The sequence below is a fragment of the Streptomyces sp. NPDC101490 genome (assembly GCF_044767145.1).
GTDB lineage: Bacteria > Actinomycetota > Actinomycetes > Streptomycetales > Streptomycetaceae > Streptomyces.
The window spans coordinates 284,995-309,480 of sequence record NZ_JBIWNI010000002.1 but is presented as its reverse complement, the minus strand read 5'-3'; the positions used below and the strand labels follow the sequence as shown (position 1 = coordinate 309,480).

22 protein-coding genes are annotated in these 24,486 nt (G+C 73.0%); 14 read left to right on the top strand and 8 right to left on the bottom strand.

The features are described 5' to 3' along the window. Positions 1-80 precede the first annotated feature (80 nt). Entirely contained in the window at positions 81-725 is a 645-nt protein-coding gene (locus tag ACIRQY_RS05205; RefSeq protein ID WP_403922540.1) for a DUF4328 domain-containing protein, read from the top strand. Positions 726-800: 75 nt separating this feature from the next. Continuing rightward, positions 801-1,484: a hypothetical protein gene (locus ACIRQY_RS05200; protein WP_403922832.1), complete on the top strand. Its 684-nt coding sequence runs from the start codon at positions 801-803 to the stop codon at positions 1,482-1,484. Between the two features lie 100 nt (positions 1,485-1,584). Here ACIRQY_RS05200 and ACIRQY_RS05195 read toward each other — a convergent pair whose 3' ends face one another. Continuing rightward, complete coding sequence (locus ACIRQY_RS05195) at positions 1,585-2,325, bottom strand: Clp protease N-terminal domain-containing protein (RefSeq protein ID WP_403922539.1); 741 nt, start codon at positions 2,323-2,325, stop codon at positions 1,585-1,587. Positions 2,326-2,607: 282 nt separating this feature from the next. Here ACIRQY_RS05195 and hemC point away from each other — a divergent pair, with 282 nt between their 5' ends. Next, on the top strand, positions 2,608-3,540 hold the full coding sequence (hemC, locus tag ACIRQY_RS05190) for a hydroxymethylbilane synthase (RefSeq protein WP_403922538.1): 933 nt from the start codon (positions 2,608-2,610) through the stop codon (positions 3,538-3,540). Here the strand turns inward: hemC and ACIRQY_RS05185 are convergent. From ACIRQY_RS05185 to ACIRQY_RS05165, 5 genes are all read right to left on the bottom strand, one after another. Next, entirely contained in the window at positions 3,527-4,453 is a 927-nt protein-coding gene (locus tag ACIRQY_RS05185; RefSeq protein ID WP_403922537.1) for a hypothetical protein, read from the bottom strand. The genes hemC and ACIRQY_RS05185 overlap by 14 nt on opposite strands. A 383-nt stretch (positions 4,454-4,836) precedes the next feature. Next, entirely contained in the window at positions 4,837-5,373 is a 537-nt protein-coding gene (locus tag ACIRQY_RS05180) for a hypothetical protein (RefSeq protein WP_403922536.1), read from the bottom strand. Beyond that, entirely contained in the window at positions 5,370-5,735 is a 366-nt protein-coding gene (locus tag ACIRQY_RS05175; protein ID WP_403922535.1) for a hypothetical protein, read from the bottom strand. Before ACIRQY_RS05175 ends, ACIRQY_RS05180 begins: the two co-directional genes overlap by 4 nt. Continuing rightward, positions 5,732-6,157: a recombinase family protein gene (locus ACIRQY_RS05170; RefSeq protein ID WP_403922534.1), complete on the bottom strand. Its 426-nt coding sequence runs from the start codon at positions 6,155-6,157 to the stop codon at positions 5,732-5,734. Before ACIRQY_RS05170 ends, ACIRQY_RS05175 begins: the two co-directional genes overlap by 4 nt. 167 nt (positions 6,158-6,324) lie before the next feature. Next, positions 6,325-7,569: a helix-turn-helix domain-containing protein gene (locus ACIRQY_RS05165; protein ID WP_403922533.1), complete on the bottom strand. Its 1,245-nt coding sequence runs from the start codon at positions 7,567-7,569 to the stop codon at positions 6,325-6,327. 800 nt (positions 7,570-8,369) lie between these two features. Here ACIRQY_RS05165 and ACIRQY_RS05160 point away from each other — a divergent pair. The 5 genes from ACIRQY_RS05160 to ACIRQY_RS05140 all read left to right on the top strand — a co-directional run bounded on the left by ACIRQY_RS05160 (position 8,370) and on the right by ACIRQY_RS05140 (position 14,051). Beyond that, on the top strand, positions 8,370-9,059 hold the full coding sequence (locus ACIRQY_RS05160) for an RNA polymerase sigma factor (protein WP_351787905.1): 690 nt from the start codon (positions 8,370-8,372) through the stop codon (positions 9,057-9,059). Continuing rightward, entirely contained in the window at positions 9,059-10,507 is a 1,449-nt protein-coding gene (locus ACIRQY_RS05155; protein WP_403922532.1) for a hypothetical protein, read from the top strand. Before ACIRQY_RS05160 ends, ACIRQY_RS05155 begins: the two co-directional genes overlap by 1 nt. Before the next feature lie 342 nt (positions 10,508-10,849). Beyond that, positions 10,850-12,430 (top strand): methylmalonyl-CoA mutase, encoded by a 1,581-nt coding sequence (locus ACIRQY_RS05150; protein WP_403922531.1) that lies wholly within the window; start codon positions 10,850-10,852, stop codon positions 12,428-12,430. 105 nt (positions 12,431-12,535) lie between these two features. Continuing rightward, positions 12,536-13,192, top strand: a complete 657-nt coding sequence (leuE, locus tag ACIRQY_RS05145; protein ID WP_403922530.1) for a leucine efflux protein LeuE — start codon at positions 12,536-12,538, stop codon at positions 13,190-13,192. Between the two features lie 37 nt (positions 13,193-13,229). After that, complete coding sequence (locus tag ACIRQY_RS05140; RefSeq protein WP_403922529.1) at positions 13,230-14,051, top strand: MerR family transcriptional regulator; 822 nt, start codon at positions 13,230-13,232, stop codon at positions 14,049-14,051. A gap of 35 nt (positions 14,052-14,086) precedes the next feature. Here the strand turns inward: ACIRQY_RS05140 and ACIRQY_RS05135 are convergent, their stop codons facing one another. Both ACIRQY_RS05135 and ACIRQY_RS05130 read right to left on the bottom strand, forming a co-directional pair. After that, positions 14,087-15,403 carry a polysialyltransferase family glycosyltransferase gene (locus ACIRQY_RS05135; protein ID WP_403922528.1) on the bottom strand — a complete coding sequence of 439 codons (1,317 nt, stop codon included), beginning with the start codon at positions 15,401-15,403 and terminating at the stop codon, positions 14,087-14,089. Next, positions 15,400-16,503: a glycosyltransferase family 2 protein gene (locus ACIRQY_RS05130; protein ID WP_403922527.1), complete on the bottom strand. Its 1,104-nt coding sequence runs from the start codon at positions 16,501-16,503 to the stop codon at positions 15,400-15,402. Before ACIRQY_RS05130 ends, ACIRQY_RS05135 begins: the two co-directional genes overlap by 4 nt. A gap of 220 nt (positions 16,504-16,723) precedes the next feature. Between ACIRQY_RS05130 and ACIRQY_RS05125 the strand changes: the two genes are divergently transcribed. The 6 genes from ACIRQY_RS05125 (at position 16,724) to ACIRQY_RS05100 (ending at position 24,419) form a co-directional block, all read left to right on the top strand. Continuing rightward, on the top strand, positions 16,724-18,013 hold the full coding sequence (locus ACIRQY_RS05125; RefSeq protein ID WP_403922526.1) for a DUF6716 putative glycosyltransferase: 1,290 nt from the start codon (positions 16,724-16,726) through the stop codon (positions 18,011-18,013). Beyond that, on the top strand, positions 18,013-19,446 hold the full coding sequence (locus ACIRQY_RS05120) for a cytidylyltransferase domain-containing protein (RefSeq protein WP_403922525.1): 1,434 nt from the start codon (positions 18,013-18,015) through the stop codon (positions 19,444-19,446). Before ACIRQY_RS05125 ends, ACIRQY_RS05120 begins: the two co-directional genes overlap by 1 nt. A gap of 11 nt (positions 19,447-19,457) precedes the next feature. After that, the gene (locus ACIRQY_RS05115; RefSeq protein WP_351787930.1) at positions 19,458-20,351 is read left to right on the top strand and encodes an N-acetylneuraminate synthase family protein; all 894 of its coding nucleotides are present in this window, start codon (positions 19,458-19,460) and stop codon (positions 20,349-20,351) included. Next, a complete protein-coding gene (locus tag ACIRQY_RS05110) occupies positions 20,348-21,529 on the top strand; it encodes a hypothetical protein (protein ID WP_403922524.1) in 1,182 nt (393 codons plus the stop codon). Before ACIRQY_RS05115 ends, ACIRQY_RS05110 begins: the two co-directional genes overlap by 4 nt. Before the next feature lie 116 nt (positions 21,530-21,645). Then, complete coding sequence (locus tag ACIRQY_RS05105; RefSeq protein ID WP_403922523.1) at positions 21,646-22,866, top strand: amidohydrolase; 1,221 nt, start codon at positions 21,646-21,648, stop codon at positions 22,864-22,866. Between the two features lie 494 nt (positions 22,867-23,360). Then, positions 23,361-24,419: a BMP family protein gene (locus ACIRQY_RS05100; protein WP_403922522.1), complete on the top strand. Its 1,059-nt coding sequence runs from the start codon at positions 23,361-23,363 to the stop codon at positions 24,417-24,419. Positions 24,420-24,486 lie beyond the last annotated feature (67 nt).

The window sequence follows — 24,486 nt, the reverse complement described above, 5'->3', positions numbered from 1 at the left end:
TATTTTCCTCCGGCGGCGGCCAGGTGGCCGCCCCGGCGCCCGGGGGAGGGCGCCGCTTCGTTCCAGGGGGAACCGCTCTCGTGCTCCGCAATCCCACCGGCCTCTCGCACGCCGTGGTGGCGCTGCTCGGCGTCACGGTCGTCATCGACCTCTTCAGTGTGTTCGCCACCTCCGAACTGCACGCGGCGGTCACCGAACACCCCGCGGGGGACGTGTCGCCCCTGCTGTTCGCGCACGGTCTGGTGGCCTTCGGAGTGCTCCTCCAGCTTCTGGCGCTCGTCGCGACCGCGACCCTCTTCATCATCTGGTTCCACCGGCTGCGCCAGAACGCGGGCGTATGGGCCGGGGACCTCCAGAGCTGGAGCACGCGCTGGGCGATCGGCGCCTGGTTCGTCCCGATCGCCAACCTGTGGATACCGCGCGGGATCGCCGCCGACATCTGGCGGGCGAGCCGCGCCGAACCCTTCGGCGCCGACCGGCCGCGCGAACTGCGGCTGCTCAACGGCTGGTGGACGGCCTTCGTGCTCTACGCGCTCGTCGACCGGGTGGCGAGCACGCTCTACGACAGGGCGGACGAGGCTGCGGAGTACGCGTACGCCGCGAAGTGGCTCCACCTCTCCAACGCCCTGAACATCGTCGCCGCCGTCCTCGCGATCTTCTTCGTGCGCCGTCTGACCTCTATGCAGCACGCCAAGGCCACTGGCATGATTCCGGCCGCGGACTGACGCAAAAGCGCCCCCCGGCGCGGGTGCGGAAGTGCTGCGTCCGTAACGGCTGGCGAGGAGGCGTCCATGACGTCGGTGGTGTCCGTGGCAGGCCGGAGCCTGCGGGAGCTGATCGACCGGGCCGACGAGCGGGCGCTGGCCGCGGCCGGTCTCGCCTGCCTCGACCGCTGCCTTCCCCTGCTCGCCGCCGACGCGGGCGAGGCCCTGCGCCCGGTGTGGGCGGCCGTCGCCCGGGGCGACGGCCGGGCCTGGGGCGAGGCCGTCGCCGGGGCCAGGACCGCACTGACTCCCGCCGACGGCCCCGGCCCGGGTGTGGTGTCCGACGCCGGTTCCGGCCCGGGTGCGGTGTCCGGCCCCGACGTCGGTCCCGGCCCCGCATCGGGGCTGCTCTCGGGTCCGGTCTCCGGTGTGGTGTCCGGTACGGCGGACGCCGAGGCCGTGCGGGGGATGCTGGCCGCCGCCCCCGGGCACTGGACGGCCGACGCCCTGCGTGACTGGGCCGACGGATGTTCGGCCACCGCCCTCGCCCTGCACGGGCGGTACGACGCGGGCGCCGTGCCCGAGGGGCTCGTCGAGCGCTGCCGGGCCGGGGACGCGGCCGGTGCGGGCCCGCTGCTCGCGGGCGAACTCCGCCGTCAGCAGGCCGTCCTCGAAGCCACCGCCCACGGCCCCACCGGCCTGCGCCGGGCCCGGGAACTCTCGGTCGAGGGCGGCCGGGTGCTGCGCGCGGTGGTCTCCCGCCGGGCCCGCACCGCCTGAGGGGCCCGCTGTCCGCCGGGGGCGTCTGGCACATCGTCCGCCGGGTGCCGTACGGCGTACCGTCCGCCGGGACCCTTCCGGGGTCCCGTCCGCCGGTCCGTCAGGACGCGTCCGGTGCCTCCTCCGTCGCGGAGGCGATCGTCGCGGAGATCTCCCGTTCCGCCGTGGCCTTGTCGAGGCCGAGCCCGGTCAGGACGCCCGCGCCGTCCTCGTGCTCCAGGAGCGCGAGCAGGATGTGCTCGGTGCCGACGTGGTGGTGGCCCAGGCGCAGGGCCTCGCGGAAGGTCAGTTCGAGGACCTTCTTCGCCGCCGCGTCGTACGGGACGAGCGCGGGCGCGTCGGCGACGGCCGGGGGCAGGAGCGCCGTGACGGCCGTACGGATCTGCTCCGGGGTCACCCCCCGGGAGCCGATCCAGAGCGCCGCGAGCCCTTCGGGCTCGGCCAGCAGTCCGAGGGCCAGATGGGCGGGGAGGATCTCGTCGTTCCCGGCGGCGGTGGCCTCGTTCTGGGAGGCCATCACCACGTTCCGGGCCCGGGGCGTGAAGCGGCCGAAGCCCGCGTTGGGATCCAGCTTCTCCGTGTCGGGCTCCTTGGGGACGAACCGCTTCTGGGCGGCCTGCCGGGTGACTCCCATGCTGCGGCCGATGTCGGTCCAGGAAGCGCCGGAGCGCCTGGCCTGGTCCACGAAGTGGCCGATGAGGTGATCGGCGACATCGCCGAGGTGGTCCGCCGCGATGACGGCACCGGAGAGCTGGTCCAGTGCGTCGGGATGGACCTTCTTGATCGCTTCGATGAGTTCGTCGAGACGGACGGGGACGTTCGGGCCGACTGGATTCGTCATGAGCGCAACCCTAGGTTGACACCCAAAGGGGTGTCAACCTTCGGTTGACACCGAAAGAATGTGCCGCGCTCCCGGTGGCGGAAGAGGTGCGGGTGACTGTCTCCGGGTCCGGGGTGTCGTCGGTCGGGGCGGCCTTGGGGGAGTGGGCGGCCGTGCCGACCGCACCGCCGATGAGTGTGGCCTCGTGGTTCCCCTTTGGTGACAAAATGTCGGAAACCATCGGGTACTGGCGCGCGTACGATGGGCCGTCAACAAGCCCTCTGGATGGCGGAGTTGGCCCGAATGAGTGATGTGGTACGCATCGGTTCCCGAGCCAGCGCCCTGGCTCGGAGGCAGGTCACGGAGTGGCTGACGCCGATCGCGGAGCGCTTCCCCGAGCTCTCCTTCAAGCGGGAGGTCATCCTCGAAGGCGGGGACCGGGACCGTGTCACGCCCACGCTCGCCGAGGTCGCCAGGACGGCGGGCGGGAGTGCCTTCTCCAGCAATCAGGAAGCCGCGCTCGTCGGCGGCGTGGTCGACGTGATCGTCCACTCCCTGAAGGACCTCCCGACCTCCGTGCGCGAGGGCACGCTCCTGCTGACGACTCCGGGCCCGCGCGAGGACGTACGGGACGTGCTGTGCGGTTCGACTCTCGCCGACCTTCCCGAGGGCGCCAGGGTCGGAACCGGGGCTCCGCGCCGCGTCGCCCAGCTCCTCGCGCTCCGGCCCGACTTGAGGGTCGAGCCGATCCGTGGGAACGTCCCCGGGCGCCTGGCACGGACGACCCGGGGCCCCCTCGACGCGGTGGTCCTGGCGGCGGCCGGACTTCGCCGCCTCGATCTGATGCCCGACGTGCACGAGGTGCTGGACCCCCTCGTCCATCCCCCGTCCCCCGGGCAGGGCGCTCTCGGCATCCAGGTCCGCACCGACTCCCCGGCCGCCGAACTGCTCGCACAGACCGGTGACTTCCATGTCGATGTGTGCGTGCGGGCCGAGCGAGCCCTCCTGGCCGAACTGCATGGTGGCTGCTCGGTGCCGGTGGGAGCCTGGGGCCGGATCGGGGACGAGGGCCTGCTGCACCTCTCCGCCGCCGTCACCTCCCTGGACGGAGCACGGCAGGTGACGGCGACGGGGGAGGGGCCGGTCGACGACCCGGCGAAGCTGGGGGCCTGTGTCGCGGCCGAACTCCTCGCGAAGGGCGCGGGCGGCATCCTGGAGGCGATCAGGAAGCCGTGAGAAGGCGGGCGATGTCCAGGGCGGCGTAGGTCATGATCCTCGCGGCGCCCGCGCGCTTCATCACGGTGTACGACTCCACCAGCCCCCGCAGGTCCCGTTGCCCGTCCTCGCGGACATCGGACAGGCGCAGGTACTCGCCGCTCACGGAGAAGGGGACCAGCGGGACGGGGACCTTGTCCTTGAGGTGGACGACGGTGTCGACGGTGTGGAGGGCGGGCTCGGTGAGGATCATGTCCGCGCCTTCGTCGACCATCGCGCGGGCCATGTGGACGGCCTTCTCCGGCCGGCCGGGGTTGATCTGGAAGGCGCGGGCCCCTGAGCGGGGGGTGGCTTCCATGGAGAGCCGGTAGCCCTCGTAGAGGGACGATTCGAAGATCAGGTGCGGCATGATCCCCACCTGGGTGTGGCCCGCCGCGTCGAGCGCCTCGCGAACGGCGCGTACGGACCCGGGGATCATCGCCGCCGGGCCCACGATGTCAGCCCCCGCGTCGGCCTGCGTCACGGCCTGGGCCGCCAGGACCGCGATGGTCTCCTCCACGTCCATGGTGCCGTGCTCGTCGGCGAGCCAGCACTCGCCGGAGTCGTTGTACGAGCAGACACAGGTCTCCGTCATCACGAGCACGTCCGGCGCGGCCTTCTTCGCCGCGCCGATCGAGCGGGCCATCAGGCTGGTGCGGGACGTGGCCTGCGAGGCGGGGGTGTCCCGGACACGGCTGCCCGCGAAGAGCTTCACGGACCCCACGCCGACGTCCGAGAGGGCCCTGACCGTCTCGCGGACTTCTCGGACGGTGAGCCTGGGCATCGGCCGTGGCTCGTCATCGTCGTACTCGCGCACGAGGACGACCATGCCGAGGTCGGCGGAGGTGAGGGTGGGTCCGCCGAGGAAGCTGCGGACGGATGAGCGAGCGGTCATGGTTCCTCCTGCGTCAACGGGGACGACTGCCTGGGGAGAAGCCCGCCCCGCCAGGCGGCCTTCCACAGGGAGATGGGGAGTGGAGGTCCTCCGGGCCGGGCGGGGCGGGAGGTGCGGTGCCGGGCGAGGATGAAGTCAGCCGGGTCCGGCGACCCGGCGCCGTCGGAACCGTCGCCGTCCTGTGTCTGCCGCAGGTCCACCACCGGGAGCCGGACGTTCTCGACCCGGAGGAGAACACTTGTCCGCACGGTCGGCAGGTCGGCCGTGACCGCGCGTGCCGCAGGGGCGGGGTTACGGCATCCGGTCCTGGACGGCGCCCGCGAGCAGCGCGGTGAGACCGACGAGTACACCGCCGTACACCCATTGCCCTACGTGCCGCCAGCTCACCGGGCCGCCACTGCGGCGACGAGGGAGTGGACGCGCCGCGACAGTTCGGGATCGGCCTCGTCCAGCGGTACCCACATCTGGGGGGCGCCTGCGGCGAAGGCACAGCGGGCGGCGATGGTCCGGTACAGGTAGCGGAACGACACCCGCGTCCTGAGGCCGTCCGCGACGGGCGTGAGCCCGAGTTTCACGTGAATGGCCTCGTCGAGGCCCGTGTGCTCCGTCGGGGCATCGACTCCCAGCGCCCGAGCGAGGGTGACCGCCCCCGTCGGGAAGGCCTCGAACTCCTCGGACGCCCCCGCCTCGGGCAGGCGAGGCCCGTTGCGGCCCTGGAGCATCAGGACGCGGAAGTGCTCGTCGAGGACGACGGGGCTGATCCGGGGCGCGGGGCAGGCGCCCTGGTGGACGCAGCCGCCCGCCTTCGCGTGCGCCTTGAGGTCGCTCCACAGGGACATGAGCCCCCAGGCCTCGTCCGGGTAGCGGCCCACGTAGGAGTTGAGCGCGCGTGCCATCTCGTAGGCGGGTCGGGAGTTCATCCGCCGCCCCCTCGGGCCGTGACGGGGTGAGTGACGGCGGGGTTCTCGGCGTCACTCCCACTCGCCGTCGCCGACAGCGCCCGCAGGCGGCGCAGGACGCGAGCGAGGGCCCGCATGTGCGCGTACACGGAGTAGGAGAGGGCGTCCCGCTTCGGGCGCCCGGCGAGCAGGAACTCTCCCTCCTCACGGAGTCGCGCGAACCGTTCGGTCGAAGCGAGGGGGGAGCCGAGCTGGTGCTTCATGTGGGCGACGAGCACGTCCACCTGCGCGTCCAGTGCCGTCCGCGTGGTGGTCCCGAGCTGGAGGTCGAAGGCTCCGTCGACAGCCCTGTCGACGGCCGTCGCCGCCGGGGTCGACATCACGCACCCACCCACGCGTCGTCGGCGGTGAGGGCGTCCGACTCTCCGAGGCAGCAGACGAATGTGCCGTGGGTGGTGAGCCACGCGACCAACTCGGCCTGGCGCCCCTGCTCGGCCTCGATGTGGGCGATGGCCGGGACGACGATGCCTTCGATCGCGTGCTCGCGCAGGAGGGCCGACACCTTGGACCACCCGGGCCTCTCGCGTCGGACGGTGCCGACGAGGCCCCTGTCGATGACGACGCCGTCCTCGGGGACGACGAAGTCACGAGCGGCGGCGTACTCGCGGAGCTTCGCGGTCACGGGCTCGGGGGAGGCGCTCTCCGGCAGGCAGGCGTAGAGCGCCACGCGTGTGCGCTCGGGGAATCCGGTCGCGGCGTCGGCGAGACGGCGGCGGCGGTCTCGGCTCTCGGGGGTCCTGGTCATGCGACAACCGTGGACCATGGATAAGCCCTTCGGAAGCTGACAGCCGTGCCACTAAACGAAATTGACGTATGTTCAGTGATATCCGAAGTGCTACTCCCCGGCAGTCGAGGCTGGTTGTGATACGTCGTGTATCACTGAGTCGGGGAGAATCTTTGGCATGTGCCAGCCTACAAGGCTGTCTTGGCTGTGGGAGGGGCGAATCCGTTGGACGGGAATGCCTTCACGCCGATCATCTTCGAGATCCGGCGGAGGCGCGCCGTGGACGCCTTGCCGATCCTCTGAACGATGACGGACGGCAGTGCTTGGTGGCGTGCCCACTCGGGCGCGCCGTGCATGACCGTTTCGAGTGTGTCCAGCGCCTTGTCGTACATCTTCGCGTCGGTCTGGGCGAGGGCGACATCAAGCATGTAGCGATTGCGGGACACCTCGGCAAGCTTGCCGAGGTCGGAGCCGCTCACAGAGTTGATCAATGTGAGTGCGCTGCCTGGATCGCCCAAGGTCACCTTGATCCCGACGGCTTGAGTGGTCGCAGTCTGGGGGCCGAAGCGGGCTCCGTGGTAATCGCGCTCGGAGCCGAGGCGTGCCCCTACCGCGTGGAGCTGGGACAGGAAGTCGCTTGTGGCGCCCTCGTGTTCGGCGCGGGCGGCTGTAACCGCACAGCGGTTGAGGAGATTGCCGTAGGTGGTGAGTCGTTCGGGTTCCTGGTCCGAGTACCGCGGCTCGATGGAACGCGCCGCCGCCTCGGCCACCGAGAGCGAGTGGTCCAGGCGACCGTCCCGCAGGTAGATCCATGACCGGGCCGCGTCCACCCGGGCCGTGCGCAGTGGGTCGCCCACTCGAAGGGCTGCCGCTCGGGCATGTCCCACCGAGGCGTAGGCCAGGTCTCGCGCCCCAAGCAGGTTGGCCGTGCAGGCGGCGGCCTGGTAGGCGTCGGAAAGGCACCCGAGGGCCCCCTCGGCGAGGGCGCCCTCGGATGCCTCGGCCGTCACTGCAGCGTCCCGGAGGAGCGGACCCAGGATGGCCCCCAGTTCACCGTAGGAGCCTTGCCAGTAGAGCCGCCAGGCGTGCTTCATGACCGCCTTCAGCGCGTTGAGCGGCACCGGCTCGATGTCTCCGTGCAGATAGCCGGATGACGTGTCGTGGACGCTGATGGAAAGCTCACGCAGAGTGGCCCGATCGTCTGACCCCATGGCGCGACGTGGGGCCTGCTGCCCGAGGACCACGCTCGTATCCACGCTGAGCGCCCTGGCGATCTTCAGCAGGGTCGGGAGCGACATGCGCCGATCCTGCTCGGCCGCGCGGATGGTGGGCAGGGACAGGCCGGTCGCTTCGGCAAGCTGTTCCTGCGTAATGTCTCGGCCGCGCAGGATCTTGATTCGCTCACCCGTGCGGTAGTCGCTCCACTGGGGCATTCCCGACTCCAAGTCCGTTCAAGAACAGGTGCCTTCAAATGAACGGTACCCGGCGGGCGGGGAAGATGGCGCGGCTGCGCCCCGCACTTCTCCCGGGAAGGGCTGCGCTCCAGGCTGGGCTGGCTTTCCCGCGCTGTCCGGGGAGCGCCTGGACGGCGGTCTCCTTGTCCTCGTATTTCACGCGGTCGATGTTGTCGAGGGTGAACCGGTGGGAGAGGGCCCCGAGCCCCGGGTGGGGTCGCCGAGCACTCGGTCGTCACGTCTGCTCGTCGTTCACGGCGGGATCCGCGCGAAGGCGCACGCGGCCGTCCGGGGCGACGAACTCGTGGTCAGTGTGAACGTGCGGCACCACTCTCCGGGCCGCACGCTGTCTCGGTCCGGTAAACGGCGAGCCGGAGACGCTCGTAGGCTTGCCTTCGGAACGGCGCAGCGCATCGGCCTGGGGGAGATCACCCGACGCGTTGGTCACGGGAAGAGGCGCGAGGTCATGGGAATCGGACATAAGCCCAGGCCAAAGGCTTGACGCAAAGGGAGACGACCGGGGCCGCCACCCCCCACAGGAGAGGCCCCGGTCGTCAGCCACGGAGTCGCGGTGCGGCTCCGTACTCCTTTCAGCGCCGGGGTCTCGGTTTCTGTCACACCGCACGCCCCGGGGCAAAGGTTGCAAGTTGAACAAAGAGCCCGGGGCGCGTGGACGCGGCGCCGCGCCACGACGTAGCGTGCAGGTGCGCGAGGCGGAGTGGCGGCGGTGACCGGCCGCGACGACGCGACGACGCGATCGACGGAACAGGGTTTGGGGAGTGCTGGGGGACGACGCGGAGCTGACGGCCGCGGTGCTCGCTGCGCGGGACGGGGACGAGAACGCCTTCCGTACCGTGTACCGCGCCGTGCAGCCACGGTTGCTCGGCTACATACGCACGCTCGTCGGTGACGCGGACGCCGAGGACGTCGCCTCGGAGGCCTGGCTCCAGATCGCCCGCGACCTCGACCGCTTCGACGGCGACGCCGACCGCTTCCGGGGCTGGGCGGCCCGCATCGCCCGCAACCGGGCCCTCGATCACATCCGGATGCGCGGCAGGCGCCCCGCCGCCGGCGCCGACGAGGCCGAACTCACCGAGAAGCCCGCCGCGTCCGACACCGCGGGCGAAGCCCTGGAGGCGCTGGCCACCGGCCACACCATGCATCTGATCGCCCAGTTGCCGCAGGACCAGGCCGAGGCCGTCGTCCTGCGCGTCGTGGTCGGCCTCGACGCCAAGACCGCCGCCGACACCCTGGGCAAACGACCCGGCGCCGTGCGCACCGCCGCCCACCGCGGCCTCAAGAGGCTCGCCGAACTCCTCGGCGCCGACCCGGACGCGACCGGCCCCGGCGGCACCGCCGGGCCCGTCGTCCCGCTGGACGGCGTCCCTCCGCAGCGCGGCCGTGTGCCGGGAGCCGTGGCCCCCGGCGGTGTGACGCAATCGCGTCCGCGTACGCAGAAGGACATGTGATGGCCGACGAGCGGTATCAGTGGCTCGACCAGGAGGCCGCGGAGCGGCTGCTCGGCGGTGCGCCTGTCGGCGTCCCCGACGGCCCCGCCCGGGCCCGGGCCGCCCGCCTCGCCGACGCTCTCGACACCGTCCGCACCCCCGCCCTCCCGCCGGTCGCGGACGTCGAACTCCCTGGCGAGGCAGCCGCGTTGGCCGCCTTCCGGGAAGCCTCCGCCGGACGCGCCGCCTCGGCGGCCCGAGCGCCGGACGCGGACCCCGGGGCCGCCGCCGACCTCGGCCGGGTGCGCCTCGCGCCCGCCGTCGCCCCGGTGCGCCGCTGGGGCCGGTCCGTGCGGTACGGGCTCGCTGCCGCTGCCGCCGCCGTCGCGGTCGGCGGGGTCGCCGTCGCCGCCGGATCGGGGATGCTGCCGCTGCGGGGTCCGTCGCCCGCCGGCTCGGTCACGGCGGGCGAGAGCGTCGACCCGCTCCTCTCCGAGCATCCCTCCCCGCGCGGGGGCCCCGGGGTGCCTTCGGCGCGGCCGGGCGGCGACGGCCGCCCGCCCGGCCCGTCCCCCTCGGCGGGCCCGCGCACCGGCGCCCCGGACGGCCGGACCAGGGGCGGAGCCTCGGAACCGGGCGGCGGCGAGGACCCCGGCGGTACGGGCCCGGGGAAGCTCCGGGAAGGGACGGCCGCCCGCGAGAAGGCGGCCAAGGCCTGCCGGGCGTACCGCGCGGGGAAGCTCGACGCCCCGGGCCGGAAACGGCTCCTCGGCGCGCTGAACGGCGGCGAGACCCTCGGCCGTTACTGCGACCGCCTCCTCGGCACCGCCGCCGACGAGCACCGGGAGGACGGCGACGAGGACGAGGACGACCGGCCCTGGAGCGGCGCCCGCGGAAAGGGCGACGGCGGGAACGACGACAGGCATGACGACAGACGCGACGACGGGCACGACGACGGGAACCCGGGCAAGGGCAGGGGCAAGGGCCAGGGCCAGGGGAAGACCGACGGGACCGTCAGGAGCAAGGGCGACCGGGGGAACAGCGGCGGCCCGGACCGCATCGACACCGGGTACGGCCCCGCATACGGCTCCGGTTCCGGCCCCGGCTCCGGCTCCCGTTCCGGGAACGACAGCGTGAGGGTCGGTACGAACGGCATCGCGCGGGCCGCCGGGAGCGCTGCCGGTGGCACCGCGAAGACCGCCGGTGACATCGGCAGGGCCGCCGGTGACGCCGCGAGTGCCGCCAGGGACGCCGTGAGTGTCGCCAGTGACGCGGTGAGCGTCGCCGGTCGGGTGGGGGAGGCCGCCGGTGGCGCCGGGAGCGCCGCCGGGCAGGGTGCCCGCGCCCTGTTCCCGTCCGGGCCGTGGGCCGTGCCCTCCGGGCCGGGGTCCCCGGCCGCCACGGGCCCGTGTCCCGGGTTTCCGGGCCCCGGCGCCGAGGTCATCGGGCTCCTCCGGACGCCGGTGTAACACTTTCCGACCTGCCGACGCAGTACGTAATGCCGACTGGTCATCGGCCGCGCGGCGAGCCGGGGTTCCCCCCGTACCTACGGCTCCGCGCAACGGCGCGGGTGGGTCTCGTTCCCCCGGTCCCACCCGCGCCCCTTCCCCCGTCCGGTGTGAGCGCCCCACCGAAACTCCCCCGAAGGTCCCGTACGCGTGGCCCGGGAAGCCCCCGCCGGGGCCCTTGTCTAAGGTCACAGCGTGGTGTTCCCCCGTGCCGGAACTCCCGCCGCTACAGTCCGACGCGAGCGTCCGTACCGCTGGGTAACAAGCTGTCGGGCGAGGGACGAGCTGTCGGGAGGCACACCAATGGCGCGCGAGTCGGAGTCGGGACTGCCCATCGAGCCGGTGTACGGGCCGGAGGTGCTGGCCGGGTGGGACCCGGCGGAGAAACTGGGCGAGCCCGGCGCGTACCCCTACACCCGGGGCGTGTACCCGTCGATGTACACCGGCCGCCCCTGGACGATGCGGCAGTACGCCGGGTTCGGCACCGCCGCGGAGTCCAACGCGCGGTACAAGCAGCTGATCGCCAACGGCACGACGGGCCTCTCCGTCGCCTTCGACCTGCCGACCCAGATGGGCCACGACTCGGACGCCCCGATCGCCTCGGGCGAGGTCGGCAAGGTCGGCGTCGCCGTCGACTCGATCGAGGACATGCGGGTGCTGTTCGACGGCATCCCGCTGGACGAGGTGTCCACGTCGATGACGATCAACGCCCCCGGCGCCCTCCTGCTGCTGCTCTACCAGCTCGTCGGCGAGGAGCAGGGCGTCCCGGCCGGGAAGCTGACCGGCACCATCCAGAACGACGTGCTCAAGGAGTACATCGCCCGGGGCACGTACATCTTCCCGCCGAAGCCCTCCCTGCGGCTGATCGCCGACATCTTCCAGTACTGCCGGGCCGAGATCCCCCGCTGGAACACCATCTCGATCTCCGGCTACCACATGGCGGAGGCGGGTGCCTCGCCCGCGCAGGAGATCGCCTTCACCCTCGCCGACGGCATCGAGTACGTCCGGACGGCGGTGGCCGCCGGGATGGACGTGGACGACTTCGCGCCCCGGCTCTCGTTCTTCTTCGTGGCCCGGACGACGATCCTGGAGGAGGTCGCCAAGTTCCGCGCGGCCCGCCGGATCTGGGCGCGGGTGATGCGGGAGGAGTTCGGCGCCCGCGACCCCAAGTCGCTGATGCTCCGCTTCCACACCCAGACCGCCGGGGTGCAGCTCACCGCCCAGCAGCCCGAGGTCAATCTGGTGCGCGTCGCGGTGCAGGGGCTCGCCGCCGTCCTCGGCGGCACCCAGTCCCTCCACACCAACTCCTTCGACGAGGCCATCGCGCTGCCGACGGACAAGTCCGCCCGCCTCGCCCTGCGCACCCAGCAGGTCCTCGCGTACGAGACCGACGTGACCGCCACGGTCGACCCCTTCGCGGGCTCCTACGTCGTCGAGAGCATGACCGACGACGTCGAGGCGGCGGCCCTGGCGCTGATGGCCCGGGTCGAGGCCATGGGCGGCGCGGTCAGCGCCATCGAACGCGGCTTCCAGAAGGGCGAGATCGAGCGCTCGGCGTACCGGATCGCCCAGGAGACCGACAGCGGCGAGCGGGTCGTCGTCGGCGTCAACCGCTTCACCGTCGACGTGGAGGAGCCCTACGAGCCGCTGCGGGTCGACCCGGCGATCGAGGCCCGACAGGCGGAGCGGCTCGCCGCGCTGCGGGCCGGGCGGGACCAGGCGGCGGTGGACACGGCGCTCGGGGAGCTGAAGCGGGCGGCGGCGGGCACGGAGAACGTCCTGTACCCGATGAAGGACGCGCTCAGGGCCCGCGCCACCGTCGGCGAGGTCTGCGGCGCGCTCCGGGAGGTCTGGGGCACGTACGTCCCCCACGACGTCTTCTGACGTCCCCTCCCGTGACCCCTTCCGGAGCCCTCCCGGGGTCTCTTCCGAAAATGATCAAGACGCAGGTCACAGCGGAGTGTCGCGCGTGTGTGCGACACTCCCGCCATGTTGGGTGTCACCGATCTGCCGACCTATCTCGCCGGGCTCGTCCTCATCATTCTGCTGCCCGGCCCGAACTCCCTGTACGTGCTGTCCGTAGCCGCCCGCAAGGGCACCCGGACCGGGTACAAGGCCGCCGCCGGGGTGTTCACCGGCGACACCGTCCTCATGACCCTCGCCGCCCTCGGCGCGGCCTCCCTGCTCCAGACGACCCCGCTGCTCTTCACCGTCGTGAAGTACGCGGGCGCGGGCTATCTGGCCTGGATGGCGTACGGGATGCTGCGCTCCGCCCTCGCCCTGTGGCGGTCCCGGGGCGAGGACGCCGCCGACGGGGCGGACGCGCGGGAGGCGGGCCGCGAGGAGCACCCCTACCGGCGGGCCCTCGTCATCAGCCTCTTCAACCCCAAGGCGATCCTCTTCCTGATCTCCTTCTTCGTGCAGTTCGTCGACCCGTCGTACGCCTATCCGGCGCTGTCCTTCCTGATCCTGGGCACCCTGCTCCAGATCGGCAGCTTCCTCTATCTGACGACCCTGATATTCGGCGGCACCCGGCTCTCCGCCGCCTTCCGGCGCCGCAGGCGGCTCTCCGCCGGGGCGACCTCGGCGGCCGGGGCGCTCTTCCTCGGCTTCGCCGTGAAACTCTCGCTCAGCAGCGCCGCTTGACCCTCACACCGTGTGAGGGCGTTCCGTAGGGGTCGTCATGTTCACCATCGGAGACTTCGCCCGGCACGGGCGGGTGTCGGTCCGGATGCTGCGCCACTACGACGCCATCGGACTGCTGCGCCCGGCCCGGGTCGACCCGCACACGGGCTACCGCTTCTACACGGCGGACCAGCTCGCCCTGCTCAACCGTGTCATCGCGCTCAAGGACCTCGGCTTCACCCTCGAACAGGTGGGGTCGATCCTCGACGAGCGGATCGCCGCGGACGAGCTGCGGGGCATGCTGCGTCTGCGCAGGGCCGAGCTGGAAGCGGCCCTCGCCGAGGCGCGGGCACGGCTCACCCAGGTCGGCGCGAGGCTCCTGGCCATCGAGAGCGAGGGACGCATGTCCGTCCAGGACGTCGTCGTCAAGAAGATCCCCGCCGTTCGCGTCGCCGAACTGAGCGGCGTCGCCGCGAGCTTCGGCCCGCAGGACATCGGGCCGGTGATCGGCCCCCTGTTCGAGGAGCTGTGCGGCCGTCTCGAAGCGGCCGGGATCACCGGGTTCGGCCCGGGGATCGCGGTCTACGAGGACACCGGCGAGGGCGACGGCTCGGTCCTGGTGCGCGCGGCCATGACGGTGCCCGAGGGCACGGCCGTGCCGGGCGTCGAGGTGCGCGTCCTGCCGGGCGTCGAGGAGGCGGCGACCGTCGTCCACCGGGGCCCGATGGACGACATCCTGCCGACCGCGCAGACCCTGGCCCGCTGGATCGGGACCAACGGCTACGCGTCCCTGGGCTACGCCCGCGAGCTGTACCTGGAGTGCCCCGAGGACCGGTCCCGCTGGGTGACGGAACTCCAGGAGCCGATCGGCCGCGCCTGACGGGACGGGCGGGGCCGGGCCGGGGTCCCGGCCCCTCAGCCCCGCAGGGCCTTTCGCAGTCGTAGTGCCTGGCGGGCCAGGCGGCGGACCTGGGGGTGGCGGGGGATCGGGAGGCCGCCGGGGAGGCCGAGGACGGTGAGGCGGCGGCGGGTGAAGTGGTGCCGGGTGCGCTCGGCGAGCGGGCCCGACAGATGCCGTACGGCGGACGCGCGCAGCTCCGGTCTGATCCTCGGCTGCATCGCGAAGCCGACCGCCGCGACCAGGTCGTTCAGCTGCTCCGTGCCGAGAGCGGCGCCGCCGTCCGTCTCCAGTGGCGGGACGACCGCGTCCACGACCGTCAGGGGCACCCGGTTGCTGTTCTGGAACGGGGCCAGCCGCTCCAGGAGCGTCCGCGTCCCGACCCGGGCGACCGGCAGCCCGTAGAAGGTCATGGCGGTCAGCAGCGCGGTCGAGAAGCAGCCGACGACCAGCGCGGGCCGCAGCTCGCGGTAGAGGACCTCGGCCAGGACCGGCCGGTGTTCGACCGTCAGCTCGGCGCCCAGCTCCGCCGCCGCCCGCACCAGCGCCTCCGACCAGGCGTCGGGGGCCGTCGGGTGCGGTTTGAAGACGAGCTTCCGGTGGCCCCGGGCCACCGCGCCCCGCACCATCCGCAGGTGCAGCTCCTCCTCCTCGGCGGCGCTCAGCAGGTCCAGGGCCGCGAGGTACTGGCCGAGGAGCAGCGCGGGCCCGTCGGCCCGGCCCGCCGGGGCGGGGGGCCCCGACAGCTCGGCGACGCACCGGAGGAACGCCTCCGTGGGTACGGGCTCCGGCACCGCCCCGAACTCGGCGAGCAGCAGCGGGTCGAGCCCGGGGACGAGGTCCAGGTGGAGCAGTCGCCCGACGCGCCCGCCGATCAGCGGGTCGATCTTGTTGCGGGTCGGCCCGTAGCTCATCAGACCGTCCGCGTAGACGGTGAGGGGCGCGTCCGGCAGCAGTTGCGCGAGCGCCAGCGCGGGCGTCACCTGGATCGATTCGAGGACCAGCTCGACCCGGTCGTCGCCGAGCCGCCAGAGCGCGCGGAGGTACCGCTGGAGCATCGGCAGGTCCCCGGGCCTGGGGGTCCAGCCGGCCGGATGGAGCGGGGAGATCGTCTCGTTCCAGGAGAGGACGGAGTCGAACCGGCCGCGCAGCCGGTCGAAGCCCTCGGCCCGGTCGAGCGGCGGGGTGGTCTCGGGGACGGCCGCGTTGTTGGTGACGAGCAGGATGCGCCGGTGGGCCGGACCGAAGCGGTCGCTGTCGAGGGCGGCGGCGAGCGTCACGGCCCCGTACAGGGTGGAGGCGCAGAAGATCTGGGTGGTCCCGCGGGCCCTCATGCGGCCACCTCCGGGGCGCCCGTGCCCGTACCGGCGCCGCCCGTGCCCGTTTCCGTACCGGCACCCGGGTCTGTGCCCGTACCGACGCCCGTACCCGTACCCGTACCGGCGCCTGCCGCGCCGCCCGGTGCGGGCGGCGGGGCCGGGCGCCGTCGGCGCAGTCTGCGGAGCATCGTGGCCCGGTCGCCGCCCATCGCGGCCAGTGCCTCGTCGAGCACGTCCTGCGGCATCCGCCGCAGCGCGCCCGCGCTCATCGACCTCAGTGTCCGGGCCACCCCGGGCTCGAACCGCCCGGCGGAAGCGATGTGATGGGAGATCACCGCGCAATACGTGCGGACGGCTTTCGGGAGAAGCAGCTCCGCGTCCTTGTCCTTCGCCGTCTCCGCGATCACCTGGTCGAACGCGCGGATGAAATCCAATTGCCGTACGTCCCCGATCTGGGTGAGCGAGGTCGCCACTCCGCGCCGGTAGAACACACCGAGTTCGCCGATCGCCGCGAACGATTCCGCCTCGCGGTGCAGCCGCCAGATCCACGGCCGGTCCTCCGCCGTCCGCAGCCCGTGCGGGAAGTGCAGCAGCCCCCGGTCGAGGAGCCGCCGGTGGTAGATCCCGGCCCAGGCGTACGGATAGTCCACGGAGGTCGTCCGGTGCGCGGGCAGGATCGCGTCCCGGGGGTCAAGCACCTCGGCCCGGCGGGGGACCGGCGCCCGGCGGACCGTACGGCTGCGGCCCGTGACCGTGACGTGGTCGGTCCGCAGGAAGTCGCAGCCCAGCTCCTCGGCGGCGGCGACCAGCCGCCCGTAGTAGCCGGGCGCCAGCCAGTCGTCGCCGTCCAGGAAGGTGACGTACCGGCCCCGGGCGGCGTCGAGACCGGTGTTCCTGGCGGTGGCCAGGCCCTCGTTGCGCTCGTGTCTGATCAGGACGGCACCCGGGACCTCGCGCGCGGCCCGTTCGAGGAGCCGGGGGGTCCCGTCCGAGGAGCAGTCGTCGACCAGCAGGAACTCGAAGTCCTCCCGGGCGTTGGCCCGCAGGCTCGTGAGGGTGTCGGGGGCGTATGTCTGCACGTTGAAGAACGGCACGACGACGGAGAGCTTGACCACCCGGCCGACGCTAGGCGCCGCCCCGGCATTCCCACCGACCGCCGGGAAACCACGCGGTGAACACCAGGAGACGGACCGCTTAACCGCCTTTCCCGTTAAGCGGGAACCAGTTCCGTGAAGCCCGGAAGGCGACCCGCTTCAACGGGCGGAGAGGCGCTGTTCACCCTTTGTTGCAGCCCAGTTGGGCCGAAGAGCGGAATGCCCTTCTAGCGTCCTCGACGTGCCAGCAAGTACCAGAGAAACGGTACGGACCGCCGTACTCGCGGATTCCGACACCCGGTGGAAATGGGGCGCCCTCACGGCGCGCCGGATCACCCCGGCGACCGTCGAACCCACCGGGTTCGTCCTGCGCGGACGCGCCACCCCCACCGCCCGCCAGCTCACCGAGACCGGGGTGTCCGACACCGCCCCGCGCGAGGTGACGGGCGCGGAGTTCCTCCGCGAGGTGCGGGACGCGGAGGCGCGCGGCGAGGGGTACGACGTGGTGGTCCTCGCCCTCGTCGGCGGCGCCGTACGGGCCCTCCTCCAGGGCCTCGCCGACCTCGGCCTCACCCGGCGCCCCGTGATCGTCACCGGCTATGTCGGCGTCGTCTACGAGAAGCTCACCGACGGGCTGCTGCTCCGGCACGGCGCCGATGTGGTCCTCGCCAACTCCCGTCACGACGCGGAGCGTTTCCGCGCCGTCTACGAGGGCGTGGGCGCCAGTGCCGAACCGGTCGTGGAGGCCGCGCTGCCCTTCCTCGGCGGCGCCCCCCACACCCCCGAGGAGGGCCGCGACACCCTGGTCTTCGCCGCCCAGCCGTCCGTGCCCGCCACCCGCGCCGAACGCGCCTACGTCCTGCGCCGCCTCGTCGGGCACGCCCGCCTCCACCCGGGCCGCGAGGTCCTCCTCAAGCTCCGCTCCAAGCCGGGCGAACACACCACGCACCTGGAGGAGTTCCCGTTCCAGAAGCTGGTCCGCGAACTCGACGCGCCCGCCAACTTCCGCCTGGTGTACGGGCACATGGGTGAAGTCCTCGACCGCACCGACCTCCTGGTCACCGTCTCCTCCACGGCCGCCCTCGAAGCGCTCCACCGGCGCGTCCCCACCGCGGTCCTCACCGACCTCGGGGTGCGCGAGGCGCTCGGCAACCACCACTTCGTCGGCTCCGGCCTGCTGACCTCCTTCGACCTGCTCGACCGGGGCCTGGTCCCGGCCCCCGACGAGAGCTGGCTGGCCCGGCAGGGCGTGGCCGCCGACACCCCGTACGAAGCCGCCTTCGACGCGGCCCGCGAGCGGGTCGCCGCGCTCCTGGCGCTGCCCGCGCCGCCCCCGGTCACCCCCTACTACACGGCGGAGACCGCCCCCGGCTACCTGCCCGGCGTCCTCGCCCGCCACCGCCTGGACGTCACCGCGCCCGAGCCCCGCGAGAGCGGGCTGCGCCGGGTCGTCCGGGAGGCGGCGCGGGGCGCCTACCGGCAGGGCGTGCAGCGCGTCGCCCCCGTCATCCGCCGCCTGGGAGAACTCTGATGAGCGCCACCACAGCACCGGCCGACCAGCCGCGCCCGGGCACGTCCCACCGGCCCGCCGCACCGGCCGAGCAGCCGCCCCGGGACCGGACCGCGTCCCACCGGCCCGCCGCGCCGACCGACCAGCCGCGCCCGGCCGCCACCGCACCCCACCGGCCCGCCCCGGCAGCCGACGAGCACCGGCCCGTCACCGCCACCGACGAGCACCGGCCGACCCCCGCCACCACCCCCGGGGCCCACCGGCCCGCCGCGCCCCCCACCGTCCTCGCCGTCATCCCCGCGCGCGGCGGCTCCAAGGGCGTCCCCGCCAAGAACCTCGCCCCCGTCGCCGGAGTGCCCCTGGTGGCCCGCGCCGTCCGCGCCTGCCTCGGCGCCCGGCCCGTCACCCATGTCGTCGTCTCCACCGACGACCCGGGCATCGCCGCCGCCGCCCGCGACGCCGGAGCCGAGGCCGTCCGCCGCCCCGCCGGGATCGCGGGCGACACCGCCACCAGCGAAGCCGCCGTCCTGCACGCCATGGACGCCTTCGAGGCCACCCACGGGCGCCCGGCCGACGTGGTCCTCCTCGTCCAGTGCACCAGCCCCTTCCTCACCCCCGCCGAAGTCGCCGAGACCGCCGGCCGCGTCACCTCCGGCGCCGCCGACACCGCCTTCACCGCCGCCCCGGCCCACGGCTTCCTGTGGCGCGACACCGTCGAGGACGGCGCCACCGGCGTCAACCACGACAAGGCGCACCGCCCCCGCCGCCAGGACCGGGAGGCCGAGTACCTGGAGACCGGCGCCGTCTACGCCATGGCCGCGCCCGGCTTCCGCACCCACCGGCACCGCTTCTTCGGCCGCACCGCCCTCGTCGTCACCGACCCCGCCCGGGTCCTGGAGATCGACGACCCGCACGACCTGGCCCGCGCCCGCGCCCTCGCGCCGCTGCTCGACGTCCCGGCCACCCCCGGCTTCGCCGACGTCGACGCCGTCGTGCTCGACTTCGACGGCACCCAGACCGACGACCGGGTCCATCTGGACGCCGAGGGACGCGAGTTCGTATCCGCGCACCGGGGCGACGGCCTCGGCATCGCCGCCCTGCGCCGCGCCGGACTGCCCGTCCTCATCCTCTCCACCGAGCAGAACGCCGTCGTCGCCGCCCGCGCCCGCAAGCTCAAGATCCCCGTCCTGCACGGCATCGACCGCAAGGACCGGGCCCTCAAGGAGTGGTGCGACGCCGAGGGCATCGACCCCCAGCGCGTCCTCTACGCCGGTAACGACGTCAACGACCTGCCCTGCTTCCGCCTCGTCGGCTGGCCCGTCGCGGTGAGCAGCGCCCATGACTCCGTACGGGCCGCAGCCCGCGCGGTCACCGTCACCCCGGGCGGCTCCGGAGCGATCCGCGAGATCGCCGCCTGGCTCCTCGGACCCGAGCTCGACACCCCCGAATCCTAAGGAAGAGCACCATGAGCACCCGTCTGCGCACCCTCGGCGACAAGACCGCCGGTCCGGGCCGTCCCGTCTACGTCACCGGCGAGATCGGCATCAACCACAACGGCGACCTGGACAACGCCCTCGCCCTCATCGACGTCGCCGCCGAGGCGGGCTGCGACGCCGTCAAGTTCCAGAAGCGCACCCCGGAGATCTGCACCCCGCGCGACCAGTGGGACATCGAGCGGGACACCCCCTGGGGCCGGATGACGTACATCGACTACCGCCACCGCGTCGAGTTCGACGAGGCCCAGTACCGCGCCATCGACGAGCACTGCCGCGAGCGCGGCATCGACTGGTTCGCCTCCCCGTGGGACACCGAGGCCGTCGCCTTCCTGGAGAAGTTCGACGTCCCCGCCCACAAGGTCGCCTCCGCCTCCCTCACCGACGACGAGCTGCTGCGCGAACTGCGCGCCACCGGCCGCACCGTCATCCTCTCCACCGGCATGTCCACCCCGGCCCAGATCCGCCACGCGGTCGAGGTCCTCGGCAGCGCCAACATCCTGCTCTGCCACGCCACCTCCACCTACCCGGCCAAGGCCGAGGAGCTGAACCTGCGCGTCATCCAGACGCTCCAGGAGGAGTACCCCAACGTCCCGATCGGCTACTCCGGCCACGAGACCGGCCTCCAGACCACCCTCGCGGCCGTCGCCCTCGGCGCCGCCTTCGTCGAGCGCCACATCACCCTCGACCGCGCCATGTGGGGCTCCGACCAGGCCGCCTCCGTCGAGCCGGGGGGCCTCCAGCGCCTCGTCCGCGACATCCGCGCCATCGAGGCCGCCCTCGGCGACGGCGTCAAGAAGGTCTACGAGTCGGAGCTCGGCCCGATGAAGAAGCTCCGCCGGGTCCAGGGCCTCGTCGCCGCATGACCGGGCAGCTGGCGTTCGTCGAGAGCCCGGTCCAGCTCCTCAACGTCCTGGAATGGGCGCACACCCGGGCCACGGCCACGGGCGCGCCCACCGCCGCGCAGGCCGGTCCTCCCCCCGGGGAGTCCGGCCCCGCGTCCGCCGTACGGGCCCTCCGCCCGACGGACGCCACCACCCCCGGGACGGCGCCCGCCGCCGCGCCCGGACCCACGGTCGTCGTGCTCTCGCCGACCGACCCCATGTCGCGGGGCCAGCTGCGCCGGATGGCCCAGCTGGCCCGCGACGAGGGCCTCACCGTCCACTGGCAGGAGGCCAGGGGAGGCAGGGGCGCGCTGGCCCGCACCCTGCGGGAACTGGCCGGTCCGCTGCGCGCGGCGGAGCGGGTGATCATCGGCGACCCGTTCTCCCGGTACGTCCAGCTGCTCCTGACGCTCTTCGCCCCCCGGCATCTGACGGTCGTCGACGACGGCACCGCCACCATGGAGTTCGCCGCCCAGCTCGGCCGGGGCGAACGCCTGGTGCGCTGGCACCGCAAGGGCAGCCTCGGCCCGCGCGAACTGCTCCTGGCCCCGGTGACCTCGCTGGCCCGGCGGCGCCTCGCCCCCGCCGGGAGCCGTACGGTCGAGATCTTCACCTCGCTGCCCGTGGAGGCTCCGGAGGGCGTCACGGTCACCGGGAACTCCTTCGCCTGGACCCGCTCCCGGTTCGGGCCGCCGCTGCTGACCGGCGGCGCGGACCTGGTGGGCACCTCCCTGGTGGAGACGGGGGTGGTGGACGCCGGCCACTACGACCGGGTGGTCGGCGAACTCGCCCGCGCGCACGGCGCCACCCGCTACTTCGCGCACCGCAGGGAGAGCGCGGAGAAGCTGCACCGGATCGCGGTCGGGACGGGCCTCCAGGTGGTCAGGCCCGATCTGCCGCTGGAGCTGATCGCCCGCCGGGGGCCCATCGGCCGTACGGTCGTCAGCTTCCCGTCCACGGTCGTGCACACCCTGCCGCTGGCCCTCGCGGGGACCGGGGTGAAGGTCGCCGTCTGCGAGATAGCGCCCGAGTGGCTGCGGGAGACCGCCTCGCCGCGCGCGCGGGGCTTCCTGTCCGGGGTGGCGGGGACGGCGGCCCAGGAGGTCGACCGGCTCACCTCACGGGCGACGGGCCCGGCCGACCGGCTCGAATTCGGCTGAGCGTACCCACAAGGAGTGACCTTCATACCTGCCAAACCGAGAATCTTTCCCCTAAGGGGCTGAACTTTTCGTGATCAACGGGCAGTTGGCCCTGCCGGAGGCATACCCTTCAAAGGGTGAACCAGTTGAAGTCCCGTGAGCCAGGCTCCGTCACCCTGCCCGGAACGCTGTCCGAGGACCTGCGCGTCGAACTGATCGCGTTCCGCAGGGACTTGCACATGCACCCCGAGCTGGGGAACCAGGAGTTCCGTACGACCGCCGCGCTCAAGGCGCGCCTCGAGGCGGCCGGTCTCGCGCCGAAGGTGCTGCCGGGCGGCACCGGGCTCATCTGTGACATCGGCACCCCGGACCGCGACCGGCCCATGCTCGCGATCCGCGCCGACCTCGACGCCCTGCCCATCCCGGACGTCAAGACGGTCGCCTACCGCTCGACCGTGGCCGACCGCGCGCACGCCTGCGGACACGACGTGCACACCACCACCGTCCTCGGCGCCGGTCTCGTCCTGGCCGGGCTCGACCGGCAGGGCCTCCTCCCGGCGGCCGTACGGCTCCTCTTCCAGCCCGCCGAGGAGATCCTCCCGGGCGGCGCCGCCGACGCGGTCGAGGCGGACGTCCTGGACGGGGTCGGCCGGATCATCGCCGTCCACTGCGACCCCCGGGTCGACGCGGGCAGGATCGGGCTGCGGCCCGGTCCCATCACCTCGGCCTGCGACCGGCTCGAAGTGACCCTGGCCGGTCCCGGCGGCCACACCGCCCGCCCGCACCTCACCACCGACCTCGTCACCGCCGCCGCCCGGGTCGCCACCGACGTCCCCGCCGTCCTGGCCCGCCGGGTGGACGCCCGCTCCGGCCTCTCGGTCACCTGGGGCCGGATCGAGGCGGGCCACGCCTGCAACGTCATCCCGCAGCACGCCGAGCTGTCCGGCACCGTCCGCTGCCTCGACCTGCCCACCTGGCGGGAGGCGCCCGACCAGATCCACGCGGCCATCGACGAGGTCGCGGCCCTGCACCGGGCGAAGTCCACCGTCACCTACGTCCGGGGCGTCCCCCCGGTCGTCAACGACCCGGCCGTCACCGAACTGCTCCGCGACGCGATGACCGCCCGGTGCGGTCCGTACGCGATCGAGGACACCGAGCAGAGCCTCGGCGGCGAGGACTTCTCCTGGTACCTGGAGCACGTCCCCGGCGCCATGGCCCGCCTCGGCGTCCGCACCCCCGGCGACACCCGGGTCCGCGACCTGCACGCGGGGGACTTCGACGTGGACGAGCGCTGCATCGGGACGGCCGTGGAGCTCTTCACGGCGGCGGCCCTGCTCGACGCCACCCCTGAGCCCTGAGCCCACCGCCCCCACTGCCGCCCCCTGCCCCCGTGCCTCCGGAGACTCCCGCCGGGGCACGGGGCACGGGGCACGGGGCACGGGGCACGAGGCACGAGGCACGGGGCGAGCGGTACGGGGCAAGGGGCGAGCGGCACGGGGCACAGGCGCGAGGCCGGAGCCCCGCCGCCATCGGGAGCCGTACACCCCCGGCCCCGACCCGTACACCCCTCTTCACCCCCTCCCACCGGCCCGAACGCCCCCGCCCCGCCCCTCTCGGCCGTCCGGGCCAACACATGGCGTGTTCTCGACGGTGGCCCGGACCGGCCGCCCCGCCGGGCGATATAACCGGCTGTGCCGGGCCGAACGCCCCCGGTGGCCTTTCCCCGGCAGGCTTGCGACGATCCGATAACGACTCATGAACGGGTCTTTAACTGACATCTACGCGCGTTACGATCGCCGCGAAACCAGCGCCGGAAGAGGCGCTTTCGGTCAGTCTCGAAGGGACCATCCTCTTGCGCCGGATCACCAGGATCACGACCGTGGGCATCGCCTCTGCCGCGCTCGCCCTCACCGCCACCGCCTGTGGCAAGTCTTCGTCGGACGCCGGTTCGTCCCCGAGCTCCTCCTCGAAGGCCGGCAAGGCCGCCATCGCGTACGACATCGGCGGCCGTGGCGACCAGTCCTTCAACGACGCCGCCTACGCGGGCCTGAAGAAGGCCGAGGACGAGCTCGGCGTCAAGGGCGCCGAGGCCGAGCCGTCGGCCGGCGAGGGCGACGCCGACAAGGTGCAGCGCCTCACCTCGCTGGCCCGCGCCGGGAACAACCCGGTCATCGGCGTCGGCTTCGCCTACGCCCCGGCCATCGAGAAGGTCGCCAAGCAGTTCCCGAAGACCACCTTCGGCATCATCGACGACACCTCGGTCACCGGCGCGAACATCGCCAACCTCGTCTTCAACGAGGAGCAGGGCTCCTACCTGGCCGGCGTCGCCGCCGCCAAGGCGTCCAAGACCGGCACGGTCGGCTTCATCGGCGGTGTCGAGGTTCCGCTGATCAAGAAGTTCGAGGCGGGCTTCGCCCAGGGCGTCAAGGACACCAACCCCAAGGCGAAGGTGCTCACCCAGTACCTGACCCAGCCGCCGAACTTCGACGGCTTCGCCAAGCCCGACCTCGGCAAGGCCGCCGCGCAGGGCCAGCTCGACAAGGGCGCCGACGTGATCTACGCCGCCGCCGGTCTGGCCGGTTCCGGCTCCATCGAGGCCGCCGCCAACGCGGGCAAGTGGGCCATCGGCGTCGACTCCGACCAGTACAACCAGGCGGGTCTGGCCAAGTACAAGGACCGCATCCTGACCTCGGTCACCAAGGACGTCTCCGACTCGGTCTTCAACCTGGTCAAGTCGGTCAAGGACGGCAAGCCCGAGTCCGGTGAGGTCCGCTACGGCCTCGCCACGGACGGCGTCGGCCTGGCCGACTCCAACCCGGCGTACACGAAGATGACCGACGTCATCGCCGCCGTGGACAAGGCGAAGAAGGACATCGTCGACGGCAAGATCACGGTCAAGACCGCTCCGTAAGGACGCAGGTCACGACCTTGAGCCCGAGGGCCCGGCCCCAGTGGCACGCCACTGGATCCGGGCCCCG

Coding starts and splice junctions, on each gene's coding strand:
- ACIRQY_RS05195 (WP_403922539.1), bottom strand. CDS start 2,325: ATGACGAATCCAGTCGGCCCGAACGTCCCCGTCCGTCTCGACGAACTC.
- hemC (WP_403922538.1), top strand. CDS start 2,608: ATGAGTGATGTGGTACGCATCGGTTCCCGAGCCAGCGCCCTGGCTCGG.
- ACIRQY_RS05185 (WP_403922537.1), bottom strand. CDS start 4,453: ATGACCGCTCGCTCATCCGTCCGCAGCTTCCTCGGCGGACCCACCCTC.
- ACIRQY_RS05180 (WP_403922536.1), bottom strand. CDS start 5,373: ATGAACTCCCGACCCGCCTACGAGATGGCACGCGCGCTCAACTCCTAC.
- ACIRQY_RS05170 (WP_403922534.1), bottom strand. CDS start 6,157: ATGACCAGGACCCCCGAGAGCCGAGACCGCCGCCGCCGTCTCGCCGAC.
- ACIRQY_RS05165 (WP_403922533.1), bottom strand. CDS start 7,569: ATGCCCCAGTGGAGCGACTACCGCACGGGTGAGCGAATCAAGATCCTG.
- ACIRQY_RS05155 (WP_403922532.1), top strand. CDS start 9,059: ATGGCCGACGAGCGGTATCAGTGGCTCGACCAGGAGGCCGCGGAGCGG.
- ACIRQY_RS05150 (WP_403922531.1), top strand. CDS start 10,850: ATGGCGCGCGAGTCGGAGTCGGGACTGCCCATCGAGCCGGTGTACGGG.
- leuE (WP_403922530.1), top strand. CDS start 12,536: ATGTTGGGTGTCACCGATCTGCCGACCTATCTCGCCGGGCTCGTCCTC.
- ACIRQY_RS05140 (WP_403922529.1), top strand. CDS start 13,230: ATGTTCACCATCGGAGACTTCGCCCGGCACGGGCGGGTGTCGGTCCGG.
- ACIRQY_RS05135 (WP_403922528.1), bottom strand. CDS start 15,403: ATGAGGGCCCGCGGGACCACCCAGATCTTCTGCGCCTCCACCCTGTAC.
- ACIRQY_RS05120 (WP_403922525.1), top strand. CDS start 18,013: ATGAGCGCCACCACAGCACCGGCCGACCAGCCGCGCCCGGGCACGTCC.
- ACIRQY_RS05115 (WP_351787930.1), top strand. CDS start 19,458: ATGAGCACCCGTCTGCGCACCCTCGGCGACAAGACCGCCGGTCCGGGC.
- ACIRQY_RS05110 (WP_403922524.1), top strand. CDS start 20,348: ATGACCGGGCAGCTGGCGTTCGTCGAGAGCCCGGTCCAGCTCCTCAAC.